The 16,306-nt window shown below is 39.4% G+C and carries 13 protein-coding genes; 12 read left to right on the forward strand and 1 reads right to left on the reverse strand.

Translation table 11 applies throughout. From position 1 onward, the window contains the following. Positions 1-21 precede the first annotated feature (21 nt). The gene (locus tag MKX72_RS04400; RefSeq protein ID WP_155008503.1) at positions 22-885 is read right to left on the reverse strand and encodes a glycine betaine ABC transporter substrate-binding protein; all 864 of its coding nucleotides are present in this window, start codon (positions 883-885) and stop codon (positions 22-24) included. Between the two features lie 595 nt (positions 886-1,480). On the opposite strand from MKX72_RS04400, the gene MKX72_RS04405 reads away from it, so the two are divergent. From MKX72_RS04405 to MKX72_RS04460, 12 genes are all read left to right on the forward strand, one after another. Continuing rightward, a complete protein-coding gene (locus tag MKX72_RS04405; RefSeq protein ID WP_028412132.1) occupies positions 1,481-2,068 on the forward strand; it encodes a TetR family transcriptional regulator in 588 nt (195 codons plus the stop codon). A gap of 135 nt (positions 2,069-2,203) precedes the next feature. Then, positions 2,204-3,691 carry an aldehyde dehydrogenase family protein gene (locus MKX72_RS04410; protein ID WP_047751593.1) on the forward strand — a complete coding sequence of 496 codons (1,488 nt, stop codon included), beginning with the start codon at positions 2,204-2,206 and terminating at the stop codon, positions 3,689-3,691. 25 nt (positions 3,692-3,716) lie between these two features. Then, a complete protein-coding gene (locus tag MKX72_RS04415) occupies positions 3,717-5,093 on the forward strand; it encodes a putrescine aminotransferase (RefSeq protein WP_033578138.1) in 1,377 nt (458 codons plus the stop codon). Between the two features lie 122 nt (positions 5,094-5,215). Beyond that, positions 5,216-6,172 (forward strand): agmatinase, encoded by a 957-nt coding sequence (gene speB, locus MKX72_RS04420; protein ID WP_033578139.1) that lies wholly within the window; start codon positions 5,216-5,218, stop codon positions 6,170-6,172. Between the two features lie 301 nt (positions 6,173-6,473). Next, positions 6,474-7,853, forward strand: a complete 1,380-nt coding sequence (locus tag MKX72_RS04425) for an APC family permease (RefSeq protein ID WP_033578140.1) — start codon at positions 6,474-6,476, stop codon at positions 7,851-7,853. A 113-nt stretch (positions 7,854-7,966) separates the two neighbouring features. Continuing rightward, the gene (locus MKX72_RS04430; protein ID WP_014461428.1) at positions 7,967-8,626 is read left to right on the forward strand and encodes an HAD family hydrolase; all 660 of its coding nucleotides are present in this window, start codon (positions 7,967-7,969) and stop codon (positions 8,624-8,626) included. A gap of 306 nt (positions 8,627-8,932) precedes the next feature. After that, positions 8,933-10,318, forward strand: coding sequence for an LLM class flavin-dependent oxidoreductase (locus MKX72_RS04435; RefSeq protein WP_155008501.1), 1,386 nt, complete (start codon positions 8,933-8,935; stop codon positions 10,316-10,318). After that, complete coding sequence (locus MKX72_RS04440; RefSeq protein ID WP_155008499.1) at positions 10,315-11,496, forward strand: acyl-CoA dehydrogenase family protein; 1,182 nt, start codon at positions 10,315-10,317, stop codon at positions 11,494-11,496. Before MKX72_RS04435 ends, MKX72_RS04440 begins: the two co-directional genes overlap by 4 nt. Positions 11,497-11,602: 106 nt before the next feature. Beyond that, entirely contained in the window at positions 11,603-12,736 is a 1,134-nt protein-coding gene (ssuD, locus tag MKX72_RS04445) for an FMNH2-dependent alkanesulfonate monooxygenase (protein WP_034269596.1), read from the forward strand. A 15-nt stretch (positions 12,737-12,751) separates the two neighbouring features. Then, positions 12,752-13,939 (forward strand): acyl-CoA dehydrogenase family protein, encoded by a 1,188-nt coding sequence (locus tag MKX72_RS04450; RefSeq protein WP_155008497.1) that lies wholly within the window; start codon positions 12,752-12,754, stop codon positions 13,937-13,939. 302 nt (positions 13,940-14,241) lie between these two features. Further along, positions 14,242-15,186: an ABC transporter substrate-binding protein gene (locus MKX72_RS04455; RefSeq protein WP_028412138.1), complete on the forward strand. Its 945-nt coding sequence runs from the start codon at positions 14,242-14,244 to the stop codon at positions 15,184-15,186. 79 nt (positions 15,187-15,265) lie between these two features. After that, positions 15,266-16,300, forward strand: coding sequence for a FecCD family ABC transporter permease (locus tag MKX72_RS04460; protein WP_033578146.1), 1,035 nt, complete (start codon positions 15,266-15,268; stop codon positions 16,298-16,300). Positions 16,301-16,306 lie beyond the last annotated feature (6 nt).

Genomic DNA, 16,306 nt, shown 5'->3' on the forward strand with positions numbered 1-16,306 from the left:
TGTTGTTTTCTTTTACGTTCATTACTTTTTCGTCCAACTATCGATTAACTTTTTATGTTTTTTTACCCATTTCTGTGCTGCTTCTTCAGGGTTTGAAGATTTTTCAACTTGTGACAGAAGAGGACTGATTAATTTATCGTTCATCTGTGCATTATTCATCCATTTTATGACTTGAGGATTTGTCTTTTTAAATTCCTTGCTTGTCATTGTGTAAATGTTGTCAGGGTCTCCAAACGAGTTTTTAGGATCTTCTAAATATTTGATGTCAAAGTCTGCAAAAGCCCAGTGAGGATTCCACATAGTAACAACAATTGGTTTTTTTGCCTCATAGGCTTTGCGCAGTTCACTGAGCATAGCTGCCTCAGACGATTTTACAAGCGTATAGCTTTTAAGGTTATAATCTTTTAACGCTTGTTCGGCTAATCCGTTAATGCTGGAGCCTGGGTCAATTCCAATAACTTTGTTATCGACATCAGAAGCAACCTTAGTAAGGTCTTCTGTTGTGTTCACGTCTTTCATATAGGCGGGAACCGCAAATCCTAAGCGCGCATTTTTAAGCCAAGGGTCTTCAATGTTTACTTGATCTTTATACTTTTTGTAAAAAGGCGCATCTGTTGTAGGAAGCCATGGTGCAAACGAAATATCAATGTCGTTATTAGCTGTTCCTACCCAAACACCGGCTTTCTCTAAGAAAACAGTTCTAACCTTATAACCTCGATCTTCTAAAATCTGTTTCCATACGTACGTGTAGGCAATGTTTTCAGTATAGTTATTCATGCCGATGGTAATGGTTTTTTTATCTTTAAAGGCGCCATTACCGTTGCCGCAAGCTGAAGTAATAACTAGAAGAAAACAAATCATGCTGATTAAAAATAGTTTCTTCATGCAATGTAACTCCTTTATAAAGTTTTAAATCAATATGACTGATATGTAGAACGGATGCTAAACACAACGAAGTGTATACCCGGTTTTTTTAGGTGGTAAACATAAAAAATATAAAATGTGAAATAGAGTGGGTGATTTTTCGGCGTTATAAAGTTATTTTTAGCTAAAAATGTACATCGTAGTTAAGAGAAAATATGGGAAATAAATGGATAAAATAAGTGACTGTAGAATCAGTCTTACATGTTATCACTCTTTTTTTTACTCCGTCAACTTCAAGTCAAGAGTAATTCGGCAATTGAGCCGTATAAACCGATACGAAAAAATATCTTTTTAATAAAGTTATTTTTTAGGAAGAATAGGTGATTAAAGAGCTTTGCATCAGCTTTTACCTTGAATTGTAAAAGGAAGAAAGATAACAGTGAGACATATAAGAAACGTGAGAGGAAATTGATAAAATAAAAAAATATTTTTGAAGCCAGCATACGGATAAATTTTTGATTGAATTTAAAGATTCAGAAAATTTTATCTTGCATAATTTCAACTTCTTATAGTAAAATGAATGAAAGTCATTCATTTTATAGGTGGAGGGAAAAAGTTGGTTACAAGCACAAGTGAAAAATACGATAAGATTTTACAGGCAGCGATTGAAGTCATATCTGAAAAAGGACTTGATAAAACATCAATTTCAGACATTGTAAAGCGTGCAGGCGTAGCACAAGGGACTTTTTATCTTTATTTCAGATCTAAAAATGCTCTTGTTCCGGCTATTGCAGAAAACTTACTTTCTTTGTCACTTGAAAAAATCAAAGAACGAGCTAAAACAGCAACGGATTTTTTAAGTACATTAGAGGTAATGATTGACGAAACGTATAAAACAACAGATGAATATAGGGATGTTCTTGTTTTATGCTATTCAGGGCTCGCTTTTGACTATTCATTAGAAACATGGGAAGCTATTTATTTACCTTATTACAACTGGTTTGAAGAGGTATTAAATCAGGCTGTTAGAAAGGAAGAAGTCATCAAGCAGCTTAACGTTAAATGGACAGCTAAGACGATGATTAATTTGATTGAAAATGCTGCTGAACTTTTTTATATCGGGCGAGAGCAAGATGTCACACTTGAGCAATCAAAGGAAGAACTTTTTCAATTCTTAAAGCGTTCTCTTGTGCCATCCGTGTAATATTAGCACTGCTGATATTACATCTACTAAAATGACTGACATTCATTCAAAATATACAATTAATTATCAGAATTATAAGTTTTTTAAGGTTTAAAATGACTGACAATCAGTCGTTATTCGATAAGGAGGTATTTTATGGATCGTACAGCCGTTAAAACTTTAACCTTGAATATGTACATAAACGGAGAGTGGAGAAAAGCAGAGAAGCAGCGCTCTACTGTTAATCCAGCGACAGGTGAAGTGATTGGATATGCTGCAGAAGGCAGCGCAGAAGATATGAAAGCAGCAATTGAAGCAGCACGAGAAGCCTTTGACAACGGAATTTGGTCTGAGACTTCTGCATCTGACAGAGCAGCCATCTTATTCAAGATTGCCGATAAGCTTGAGGAAGCGAAAGAAGAACTAGCAGCATTAGAAACAATGGATAACGGAAAGCCCTATCGTGAAGCTGAGGCTGATGTGGAAGATGCAGCTGCTTGTTTTAGGTATTACGCTGGGTTAATTACAAAGCCAGACGGTCAAACGTACAGCGTTCCTGCACCTATGCAAGCAATGGTTATAAAAGAACCAATCGGCGTGTGCGGATTGATTGTACCTTGGAATTATCCGCTATTAATGAGCGTGTGGAAAATTGCACCTGCTTTAGCTGCAGGAAATACGATTGTATTTAAACCTTCTGAAGTGACACCAGTTACTCCTACAAAACTTTTTGAGATCTTAGAAAGCGTAGGATTGCCAAAAGGAGTGGCAAACCTTGTTATGGGAGCCGGAGATACTGTGGGAAATACGCTTATTCAAGATAAGCGTGTTGATAAGATTTCTTTTACAGGCGGAACGGTAACTGGAAAACACATTATGCGTCAAGCAGCAGAAAATGTAACGAAGGTATCTTTAGAACTTGGAGGAAAGTCACCGAACATTATATTTGCTGACGCTGATTTTGAAACAGCTGTAGATTATGCCTTGTTTGGAATTTTTGCAGGGAGCGGCCAAATTTGCGCTGCAGGTTCTCGTATTTTAGTAGAAGAAAGCATTGCTGAGCGATTTATCGAACGTTTTGCAGAACGTGCTCAAAAAATTAAAGTAGGAAATGGAATGGACCAAGAGATTGAAATGGGTCCTCTTGTAAGTGAAGAACATATGAAAAAAGTATTAAAGTACATCGAAATTGGAAAGCAAGAAGGCGCCCGCCTTGTATGTGGAGGCAATCGAATCACCAGCAGTGGATTGGAAAAAGGATTCTTTGTAGAACCTACGGTTTTTAGTAGCGTTACGTCAAATATGAAAATTGTGCAAGATGAAATCTTTGGGCCCGTGGTTGTTATTCAAACGTTTAAAGATGAAAAAGAAGCTATTAAGCTTGCAAATGATACGGAATATGGTTTGGCAGGCAGCGTGTTTACAACTGACGGTGCAAAAGCTCTTCGGGTGATTAAAAAGCTGCGTGCGGGCATCACTTGGGTAAACACGTATCATTTTACGTTTAACGAAGCACCTTGGGGCGGATATAAGCAGAGCGGAATTGGCCGAGGACTGGGCACGTTTGGATTGGAAGAATTTCAAGAAGTAAAACAAATTAATATTAATTTACAAGTAGAGCCAATCGGCTGGTTTAAAAATTAAAAAGTAGAGAAGGAGCGATATTAAAATGAATACAGTGACGAAAAATCAAGAGGTAAACAAAGCATATGGTGAAGTAAACGAATACATCAACAAAGTGCTGGGACTTATTGAAAAAAGCGAAGTGTCAGCTGAAGAAGCACAGTGGATTACGAAAGAAACAGTAGACGGATTTCGCGAGCATGTCAACCCAGGCTTTTTAGAATATCGTAAAACAGTAACGGTGGATACGCAGTTTGCAGCTGTTGAATGGTCAGATGAAGGTTCTTGTTTTACGGATGTAAACGGTAAAAAATACATTGATTGTTTGGGCGGGTTTGGAATTTATAACGTGGGACACCGTCATCCTAAAGTAGTCAAAGCTGTTCAAGATCAGCTTCAGCGTCAAGCCCTTCATAGCCAAGACTTATTAGATCCACTTCGTGCGATGCTTGCTAAAATTTTAGCAGATATTACACCGGGGGATTTGAAGTATTCCTTTTTCACAAACAGCGGAACAGAAAGTGTAGAAGCCGCTTTAAAACTAGCGAAAATGTATAGTGATCGAACAACGTTTATTTCCACAACACGTTCTTTTCATGGAAAAAGTCTAGGTTCTTTATCAGGTACGGCAAAAGGAATGTTCCGTAAACCATTTCTGCCGTTAATTCCAGGTTTCCGTCATGTACCGTTTGGTGATATTGACATGATGCGCAAAACATTTGAAACGTGCGCGCTTGTAGGGGAAGATGTGGCAGCTGTTTTATTAGAACCAATTCAAGGAGAAGGGGGCATTATTCTTCCTCCTGAAAATTATTTAAAAGAAGTGCGTGCACTATGTGATGAGTACGACGCTATCTTAATTTTTGATGAAGTTCAAACAGGCATGGGACGTACCGGTGAAATGTTTGCATCAGAATTATACGATGTTGTACCCGATATTTTATGTCTTGCTAAAGCGTTTGGAGGAGGAGTTATGCCTGCTGGCGCGGTTGTAGCAAAAGAAAAAGTGTTTTCAAGCTTCTTTGATAATCCGTTTATGCACACAACAACGTTTGGAGGCAACCCGCTTGCCTGCGCAGCGGCTATTGCAACTATTAACGTGTTGATTGAAGAACAGCTGCCAAACCGTGCAAAAGAGCTAGGAGAATATTTCCTTGCTGGTTTAAAGAAAGCTGCTGAAAACCATGGAGATAAAGTACTTGAAATCAGAGGGCAAGGCTTAATGATTGGAATTGAGTTCCACCAAGATGAAATTGGCTACGCGCTTTCTAAGGGAATGTTTGATGAAGGAATTCTAGTAGCTGGGACGCTTGTAAACTCTAAAACAATTCGTATTGAGCCACCGTTGACTATTGCAGCTGAAGAAGTAGATCAAGTCATTTCTACATTTGAAAAAGTATTAAATGAGCTGAACCACCAATAAATGTAACAAGGAGCAATGAATATGAGTCGTCAAACGTTTCTTATTCCTGTATTGCTTTCAATGATTTTAGTAGTGGAAATGCCTAGCGACTAACTGAAATCATTGAAACGGAGGAGTAAATTATGAAATATCCATTGTCCCCAGATGTCAAACCAGAGTTTTGTACAACGGGCTCATTTATGAGGCTGCCAGCGGAAAGAGAAAATGCAAAAGTAGGGCTAGTAGGAATGCCGTTTGATACGGCAGCATCTTTCAGAGTAGGTGCACGCTTTGCACCTCAAGCCATTCGTCAAGCTTCCATGACGCTGTTTCCTTATCACCCGGTACACGACGTATACCCATTTGATGATACAAATGCCATTGATATTGGTGATGTGCCGGTTATTCCGCACAATATTCACAGAAGCTATGAATTGATGGAAGAAGCGGTAGGAGCTCTTATGGATAGAGGAATCGTTCCAATTGGAATCGGAGGAGATCATTCTGTTACTTTAGCAAGCCTTCGTGCTGCTGCTAAAAGATATGGCCCAGTGGCTATGATTCATTTTGATTCTCATACAGATACGTGGGATACGTATTATGATGAAAAATATTGGCACGGATCTCCTTTTATACGCGCATATGAAGAAGGGCTAGTAGATCCGAAGAAAGTTTTTCAAATTGGTATTCGCGGAACATTAAATCATCCGGGAGATGTTCAAGAAAGCAAAGATCTCGGTTACCATGTAGTAACGGCAAGAGAGCTTGAACATCAAGGGTTTTCATTGATTTTGGAGCAAATGAAGACAGCGATTGGAGATACCCCGTGCTTTTTAACATTTGATATTGATTTTGTTGACCCTTCGTGTGCACCGGGAACGGGAACGCTTGAAGTAGGCGGATTCAGCAGCAGAGAAACGCTGCAAATGATCCGTTCTCTGACGGGATTTAACTATGTTGGATTCGACTTGGTAGAAGTGCTACCCGCTTATGATCCAACGCAGATAACCTCTTTGCTTGCAGCTACAATCATTCATGATTTTGCTAGTTTAGTTGCAGTGAAAACGAAAAGAGAGTCATTGGATACGATGATTAAATAACAGTTTGTAAGCAGAAATCCCTCTTATTCAGAGGGTATTTCTGCGTGGATATAGCAGGAGATTAGGAATATATAGCTATTTAAAATAAAGCGCTTTCATAATATGATAAAAGAAAAAGATAGTTTGTTAGCAACCCTTACCAACTTAAAGAAATAAATCATATATTTGCTTATAGTAAATGTAACAACTCTTTATATAAAAATGAATGAAAGTCATTCATTTTTATATAAAGAAATTAAATCATATGCATTTATGGGTTAAATTGTCAGAATGTTCTTAATAAAGTGAAGGGGGAAGATAAATGAAACATGAAACAGTAACATTAAAAAGGTCGTTGAAATTATGGCAGATTGTATTAATGGGGATCGGATATATGACTCCGATGGTAGTGTTTGATACGTTTGGGATTGCGTCTGATATGACGAATGGACACGTTCCCACATCTTATATCATAGCCCTTGTCGGGATGCTTCTCACGGCAGTAAGCTACAAAAAGATGATTCAAGTGTTTCCAAATGCAGGCTCAGCCTATACATATACGCAAAAGACAATCAATCCACATTTAGGGTTCCTAGTTGGCTGGTCTGCACTAATGGATTATCTCTTTTTACCGATGGTTAACGCACTTATTTTTCAAATTTATTTATCATCTATTTTTCCTTCGGTACCATCGTGGATTTGGGTTGTCAGTTTCGTCATTATCGTTACGCTGCTAAATTTACGAAGCGTTAATTTCACCGCCAATTTCAATACGTTTCTTGTTGTATTTCAAATGACGATTTTAGTATTGTTTGTTGCTGTTTCAGTCAAAGCGTTGCTAGGCGGAATGGGGGAAGGAACCCTTTTTTCTATGAAGCCTTTTTTTAATCAGAACATGACGTCATCAGGGCTAATAGCGGGAGCGACACTTATGTGTTTTTCCTATTTAGGGTTTGATGCAGTGGCCATGTTATCAGAAGAAACGCCCAATCCTAAAAAAACGATTCCGCGAGCTATTTTTTTAGTTGCGTTAATTGGAGGAGTCATGTTTACCGTGACATCTTATTTTATTCAAGCGGTTTTTCCAACGTTAGAAGGATTCAAGCATCCAGACGCTGCAGCTCCTGAAATTGCTATGTATGTGAGCGGCACGCTGTTTCAAATTGTCTTTTTAGCTGGAGGAATTGCAGGAACATTATCATCAGGCATGTCATCGCATGCAAGCGTTTCACGTTTATTATACGTAATGGGACGGGATCGAATTTTACCTCAGTCATTTTTTGGTTATGTTCATCCTAAGCTGCGCACTCCCTCGCGAAATATTGTATTGGTCGGAGTTGTATCAGCAACTGCCATTTTCTTCAGTCTGGCAACGGCTACTTCATTTATTAATTTTGGAGCACTCATTGCGTTTTCTTTTGTTAATATTTCGGTTATCGCGCACTATGCTGTTCATCAAAAGCAGCACCGGTCGGCTAAGGGATTTTTGTCATACATTGTTATGCCACTATTAGGAGCAGCTGCGATTGGCGTTTTATGGCTTAACTTGGAGCGCAATTCATTTTTACTTGGGATTGGCTGGGCGATTGCTGGTTTAGTTTATTTGGTGTATGCAACGAAAGGTTTTAGAAGGCAGCTGTCTTCCATTGAGTTTAAGGAAACAGAAGAAATGTCACCTTTGATGAAAGTCGGAGAAAAGTAAGGATAGAAACTACCTGTTTAAGCCTATCTTATTAAGGAAGCCACATTTATGGATTACGTATTTTGAACGTGTTACTATGTAAGAACGATAAGATAGAAAAAGGTAGGTAAATTATGATTAAAGCAGTTGTGTTTGATTTTGATGGATTAATTATTGATACAGAATCAGTGTGGTACGAGGTGTACCGCGAAATGTTAGAAGACAGGGGAGTAGATCTACCGATTGCAACGTTTGCTTCTTATGTGGGAACGGATGCTACGGCACTTTACGATTATTTGCTTCAGCAGTTTAACAATGAGTTCACGAAAGAAGAACTGGCTCAAGAATCGTTAAGACGTCATCAAGAAAAAATGAAATCATTAGTAGCCCGAGAAGGTGTAGCAGAGTACTTGGCAGAAGCAAAAGAACTTGGATTAAAAATTGGTTTAGCAAGCAGCTCATATCGCGACTGGGTAACAGCATTTTTAAAAGAGCTAGATTTGCTGCACTATTTTGAAGTCATTCAAACGCGCGATGATGTAGAAAAAGTGAAGCCAGATCCGGCTCTTTACCGAAATGCAATTGAAAAGCTAGGCGTAGAGCCTTCTGAAGCTTTAGCATTTGAAGATTCTTCTAATGGAGCAAAAGCTGCCATGGCAGCAGGCTTGCGCTGTGTGATTGTACCAAATCCGTTAACTAAACATCTGTCATTCGAAAGATATCACTTACATATCGAATCGATGAAAGAGAAAAGTTTAAAAGAAGTGATTCAGTATCTTTGTATTGAAGACTAAAGCGAAAAGCGGCGCATTTTCCAAAAGAAAATGTGCCGCTTTTTTTATTGTTTTACTGCTTCTTCAGTCAAATCAAAAGGATTATCTACAGGGTTATAGACGCCGTCGTAATGTTTTTTAGTTATTAGAATAATAAGTCAATAACCTTTAAAGAAATCCTAATTCAGTATTAGTAATAGCTTCATTTATGTTTCGTTATAAGGGAAGAAGTTTCATTGACACTCTGGAAGAATATGTTTTAAGATTACTTCCAAACAGTCTTAATTCTTAGTTAATTTATGTATTTAATTAGTTTTGGAGGTTTCTATGGGGAAACATATTTATTTAAATGCGTTTGATATGAATTGTGTTGTACATCAGACACCTGGTTTATGGACGTACCCAAGTGATCAGGCGTCCGAATATAAAACGTTAGATTACTGGGTAGAGTTAGCTAAGCTATTGGAAAAAGGAAAGTTTGACGGTTTGTTTTTAGCTGATGTATTAGGCATTTATGACGTTTATAGGCAAAGTAACGAAGGAGCTCTTAAACAAGCTGCTCAGCTTCCGGTGAATGAACCAACTGCACTTATTTCCGCTATGGCGTATGCTACAAAGCATTTAGGGTTTGGGGTAACGGTATCTACTACTTATGAGAAGCCTTATGCGTTTGCGCGAAAATTTTCGACATTGGATCATTTAACAAATGGCCGTATTGCATGGAATATTGTGACTTCATACCTTGAAAGTGGATCAATCAATCTAGGATTAGAAGAACACTTTACGCATGAAACCCGCTATAATATTGCCGATGAATTTTTAGAAGTCTGCTATAAGTTGTGGGAAGGAAGTTGGGAGGAAGGAGCTGTTGTAAAAGATAAAGAAAAAGGAATTTTTACACTTCCAGACCGGGTTCATCCGATTAATCATAAAGGGAAGTGGTTTAGTGTTCCAGGCGTACATTTATCAGAACCTTCACCGCAGCGGACTCCAGTTTTATTCCAAGCAGGAGCTTCTGCACCAGGAAGAGAATTTGCTGCCAAACACGCTGAATGTATCTTTACAAGTTTTCCTACTAAAAAAGTAGCCGCAGATTACGTGAAAAAAATGCGCGCTCAAATTGCTGCAGAAGGCAGAGACCCACAGAGCGTATTAATTTTCAATTTATTTACACCAATTGTTGGACGAACTGAAAAAGAGGCGGAGGAAAAGCTTGCCCAGTTTGAGAGCTATGTCAATTTCGAAGGAGCAGCCACGCTGTTTAGCGGCTGGACGGGAATTGATGTTTCTGCCTATGAGCCAGAACAGCTCATTGAATTTATTGCAACGAATTCGGTTCGTTCTGCTTTAGAGAAATTTACAATAAGTAATCCCGATAGAAAGTGGACGATAGAAGAAGTAGTGAAATTTGTCAGTATCGGAGGGATGGGCCCAGTTACTGTGGGTAGTCCAGAACAAGTAGCTGATTTTATGGAAGAATGGATAAACGATACGGGCATGGATGGGTTTAATATGGCTTATGTGACCACACCGGGAACGTTTGCTGATTTTATTGATTTAGTGATTCCTGTTCTGCAGGAAAGAGATTTATTCAAAATGGATTACAGTGAAGGAACTTATAGAGAAAAGCTATTTAAAAAATCACATTTCTTGCCTGATGAACACTATGGCGCTCGATATCGAAAGACGAGCCAAAAGGAGAGTTTAACATGACCGCGACCACTGTAAAGGAAGAAATTTATCTTGATCAAGCAAAAAAGCTGTCCGTTTCTTTTGCAAAGGATGCAGCGCAAAGAGATAAAGAAGGCGGAACACCCAAGCAGCAAAAAGATGCTATTCGCCAAAGCGGGCTGTTAAATTTATTAATTCCTCAAAAATATGGCGGAGAAGGCGGGAAATGGTCAACAGCTTTGGCTATTGTTCGAGAGTTGGCCAAAGGCGATGCAGCATTAGGCCACTTATACGGCTATCACTCCTTGTTTGTCTCAGATATTCGAATCAAAGGTACAGAAGAACAGCAGGCTTATTTTTATCCTTTATCTGTTCAGCAGCAAGCTTTTTGGGGAAATGCCTCTAATCCTTTAGTAGAAAGTCTAAAAGGCGATAAGCAATCAGAAGGTTATCTATTAAATGGAACAAAAGCTTTTGGTTCTGGTTCACCTGATTCTCAGTACTTATGGCTATCGTTTAATGATAGAGAAACGGGGCAATATTTAAACGGAGTCGTGCCTACTGCGAGAACAGGCATTACCGTCAAGGATGACTGGAATGCGATGGGACAAAGACAGACGGGAAGTGGAAATGTAGATTTTAAAAATGTACGAATAGAAGAATATGAAGTGGTTCAAGATTTTGTTAAAAATCCTACTCCTTTTTCAACTATTGGAGCCTCGCTGTCGCAAATTATTTTAACGAATGTCTTTATAGGAAGCGCTTTTGGAGCAATTGAAGAAGCACAAAACTACACGGCTTCTAAAACACGGCCTTGGTTAACATCAGGGGTAGAAAAAGCTTCGGATGATCCAGGTATACTGCGAAAATACGGTGAACTTTGGATTCAAGCGAAAGCAGCCAGTGCACTTGCAGATGAAGCAGCTCTCATATTGGATGAAGCGTGGGAAAAAGGCAGAAAATTAACGGAAGAAGAACGTGGAAATCTAGCAGTTCACGTAGCGGCTGCCAATGTTTTCGCTGGTAATGCTGCACTGGATATCACAAGTAAGATATTCGAAGTTATGGGAGCGCGTTCGGTTCATGCTGAATACGGATACGACCGATTCTGGCGTAATGTAAGAACTCATACTCTTCATAATCCAGCTGAATACAAGCTTCGAACGGTTGGGAACTGGGTGTTGAATCAGCAGTACCCTACACCTAATCCGTATGCTTGATTTAAAAATAGTAAAAAATGAAGCTATCAGACAACTGAGGCTCCTTATTGCAGTTTATTTGTAATAACGGAGTTTTTTTTGTAGCTTTCAAAAGGGGCGAATACAAGTGGAGTTATTTTGGTTTATTCCAACGTACGGAGATGGACGTTATTTAGGAAGCCATGAAGGAGCCAGGGCTGCAAGCTATTCTTATTGCAAACAAGTTGCACAAGCTGCGGATGAGCTAGGATATAGCGGGGTTTTGCTTCCGACGGGAAAGTCATGCGAGGATGCGTGGGTTGCTGCATCTACTTTAGTGCCAGTCACTGAAAATCTGAAGTTTTTAGTGGCGGTACGCCCCGGTTTAATGTCCCCTACACAAGCCGCAAGAATGGCGGCAACATTTGACCGCTTTTCTAAAGGAAGGCTTCTTATTAATGTCGTAGCAGGAGGAGATCCTGTGGAGCTAGAAGGAGACGGGGTGTTTTTGAACCATCACGACCGCTATGAGCTGACAGATGAATTTTTAACGATATGGAGAAGGGTATTAAATGAATCCGATGTTCACTTCCACGGAGACTACTTGAGTGTTAAAGGTGGAGACGTGCTTTATCCGCCGATCCAAAAACCGTATCCTCCGCTTTATTTTGGAGGTTCTTCTCCTGTAGCGATGGACGTTGCCTCAAGGCATATAGACGTCTATTTAACTTGGGGAGAGCCACCTGCGCAAGTAAAAGAAAAAATTGAACGAATGAAAGAAAAAGCTAGGCAGACAGGAAGAGAAATTCGATTTGGCATCAGGCTTCATGTCATTGTTCGTGAAACTGAAGAACAAGCCTGGAAAGCGGCAGATGAACTGATTCAACATGTAGATGAAGAAGCCGTTAAATCAGCCCAAAAAGTATTTTCTCGAATGGATTCAGAAGGTCAAAAACGTATGAGCGCCTTGCATCAAGGCGACCGTTCAAATTTAGAGGTAAGCCCTAATCTATGGGCTGGTGTAGGGTTAGTTCGAGGAGGCGCAGGGACTGCTTTAGTAGGGGATGCTGATACGGTGGCACAGCGAATCAAAGAATATGCTGAGTTAGGTATCGAAACATTTATTTTATCTGGATATCCTCATTTAGAAGAAGCATATCGAACAGCAGAGCTTTTGTTTCCAAGACTTCCAGTTCAGCGTAAGCAAGATGAGAACGAGCGCACATTTATCAGTCCATTTGGTGAAGTGAAAGTGAATGATAAAGCACCCGCTAAAAGGTGAGAAAGGAGGGGGATCATGAACAACACACAAACGGTTGCAGCGTCTCAAGAGAAAATCTTTGAATTGGCTAATCAGTTGGCTAAAGAGTTTTTCAAAACAGCCGCAAAAAGAGATAGAGAAGGTGGAACGCCTCTATATGAGCGTAATCTACTTAGAAAAAGCGGTCTTTTAGCACTCCCCATTCCTAAAGAATACGGAGGTTATGGAGCCGGCTGGCCGATTGTTTTTAAAGTCGTGAATATCATTGCGAAAGCAGATAGTTCACTTGCACACTTGTTGGGGTATCATTATTTGACGGTTTGTTCGACGTTTCTGTTCGGAAGTACTCAGCAGTACAAAACTTTTTACGAAGAAACAGCAGCTCAGCAGCTTTTTTGGGGCAATGCCTTTAATCCTAGAGATTCAGGGTTGAAAGCAGTTCGAGAAAACGGACGATTAATGCTCAGCGGAAGCAAAAGTTTTTGTTCGGGGGCAACGGATTCCGATCGTTTGTTAGTATCGGCTCAAGAAGAAAACGGTGAGGTATTGCTATGTGTACTTCCTACTCATAGAGCAGGAATCGTTACTGAAGATAATTGGGACGGATTTGGGCAGCGTCAAACGGACAGCGGAAGTGTAAAGTTTGAAGGTGTTATCGTTTATGGAGAAGAAATATTGCATAAAGCAGATGGAGAGCAAAAGGTTTTTCCTACGGTACGAACACATTTAGCTCAGCTTATGCTCACTCACTTATTGTACGGTATTGCTCAAGGCGCTTTGGAAGAATCAAAAGCTTATCTGAAGGCTCATACAAAACCGTGGCTAAGTTCAGGTGTTGAAGCAGCGGAGCAAGATCCTTATATTATTCAGGAATACGGTGAAATGAGTTTAAACCTTCATGCTTGTTCAGCACTTATAGAAAAAGCTGTTACAGAATTTGATCGTGCATGGGCAAAAGAAGATGCGCTAACGGAACAGCAGCGTGGCGAGTGTGGAGTCGCCATTGCGATGGCTAAAACGTTTACTGCCAAAACGGCCTTACATATTACTTCCACTATATTTGATGGGATGGGTGCTAGGGCCACGTCTGATCAGTACAAATTTGATCGCTACTGGCGCAACGCACGAACAATTAGCTTACACGATCCTGTTGCTTACAAGCTTCGTGACATAGGTAAATGGTATCTTAGCAGTGAACTGCCGCCGATTACCCCATATTCATAGAAGTCTACTAAAAAAAGAGGTTGGGACAAAAGTATTTTAATTGTAGGAAAATCCGAACGATGAATCGTTCGGATTTTTTATGGTTAAGGTGAACGTAGGTTTCATATGTTGAGTTGCTTCTAGCTGTTGATTGGATGGGTTTCATTATGTAGCAATTTCTTTTTTAATAGAATGGGTATAACTTTTTTAATTAAAAAATAACGAATCAGCTTGTTTAAATAGATAAAACTGATATAATGATAACGATTATCAGTTTCAAGAGTCAATTATCTACATAAAGATACAAGCAGGAGGAATGACATTTGAATAAGAAAAAAATAGGACTGCTGGCTTTTATTACAATGCTGGCAATCGGAATGCTTATCGGCTGCAGCAGTACGAACAAGGAAAATTCAGCCGATGAAAAAAATGAAAAAACAAGAGTGGTTAAACATGAGCTTGGAGAGACAAAAGTAAAAGAAAATCCAAAGCGAGTAGTTGTATTAGAGTTAGGTTTTATTGATGCATTGTTAGATGCTGGTATTAAACCTGTAGGAGTAGCTGATGATGATAAAGCAGAACAGCTTATTGATAAAGATGTACTAAAAGAAATCAAAGGATACAAATCAGTTGGCACGCGAGCACAGCCTAGCTTGGAGTCGATTAAACTTTTGAAGCCAGATTTGATTATCGCTGATTCAGAACGTCATAAAAATGTATATAAAGAATTATCGAAAATTGCGCCAACAATTGAATTAAAAAATTTAAATGCTAATTACGATGATTTACTAAATACGGAGTTAAAAGTAGGAGAAGCGGTTGGCAAGAAGGCAAAAGTTGAAAAAGTTGTAGAAGAGCATAAGCAAAAAATGAAAGATTTAAAAGCAAAAGCGCCAAAAAATCCGGGCAATGTACTTGTTATCGCTGATGCAAATGGTAATATTAATGCTAGAACTTCAAATTTCTTTACAACGGGTGTTCTTGAGCAATTAGGCTTCAAAAATGCATTAACAGATCCTACAAAAGAGTACAGTGTAAAAATGACAATGGAACAGCTCGTAAAAGCAGATCCAGACAAACTCATTGTTATGCGAAATGAAAAAGGTCATACGCCTTTAGCAAAACAGCCATTATGGAAAGAGCTAAAAGCGGTTAAAAATAATCAAGTGTATGAAGTTGATGTATTTAAATGGTCTCTTCGCCGAAGTGTACAAGGTGCAAATGGTATTGCAGATGAAGCAGAAAAGTTATTATTTGAAGGCAAATAATAACGAAGAAAAGAACAATCCAGCGGGGTTGTTTTTTTCTTTTTATTGAACTTTCAAATGGAAGGAGGCGCAGTCTACTATGAAAGCTGTTCACGGTTTATCCAAAAGAAACAAATCTCCACTTCGCATAATAGCTATTTTTCTTGCTGTTATCATTCTTTTACTGATTTCTATGTTTTTATCTATTTCCATCGGTTCTATACATATTTCTTTTGGGACGATTAAGCAAGCTTTACTAGATTTTGACGGATCAAAAGAACAATCGATTATTCAAACTGTCCGTCTGCCTCGCTTATTGGTCACGGCATTTGTTGGTGCTAATTTGGCTGTCGCCGGAGCGTTGATGCAAGCATTAACTAGAAACCCATTAGCTTCTCCTGGTATTTTTGGTATTAATGCCGGGGCATCAGCGGCAATGGTATTTTTAACGGTTTTAGTGCCAGGTGTAAGCATGATTGGCGGGGTGTTTGGAGCATTTTTAGGAGGCGCCTTTGCTGCTGTTATTGTCTACGTCATGAGTTCGTTGATTAAAGGAGGAGACAGCGATGTAAAGCTTGCTTTAACGGGTGTCGCTATACAAGGTATGCTTATGTCTCTTACACAAACGCTGCTAATTTTTAATGAAAGCAAAACAGAAGGCGTTATGTTCTGGCTCACCGGCTCAGTTATTGGGCGGGACTGGGGACATGTTCACGTGTTGCTTCCTTTTAGCATTGTAGGTCTGCTTGTTGCGTTTGGTCTGGGAAGAGCGTCTTCTTTGCTATCTTTAGGAGATGATGTAGCTAGAGGACTCGGGCAGCGAGTCTTTGCCATTAGAGCGTTCACTGCAGTTGTTGTGATTGTATTAGCTGGTGTTTCAGTGGCGATTGCGGGTCCTATTGGATTTGTAGGGCTTGTTGTTCCTCATATGGTGCGCTATTTAATAGGTGTAGATTACCGAGTTGTTTTGCCAATGAGCGCGCTGCTTGGAGCATCTTTACTGCTATTAGCAGACGTATTGTCGCGATTTATTACATACCCGTATGAGACCCCTGTAGGTGCAGTAACAGCATTGCTTGGAACACCGTACTTTATTTACTTAGCGAGACGCAAAAAAACAGAAAGGAAGGCATGAGTATAT

It is taken from the genome of Priestia sp. FSL R5-0597 (assembly GCF_038006305.1).
Classification (GTDB): Bacteria; Bacillota; Bacilli; order Bacillales; family Bacillaceae_H; genus Priestia; species Priestia zanthoxyli.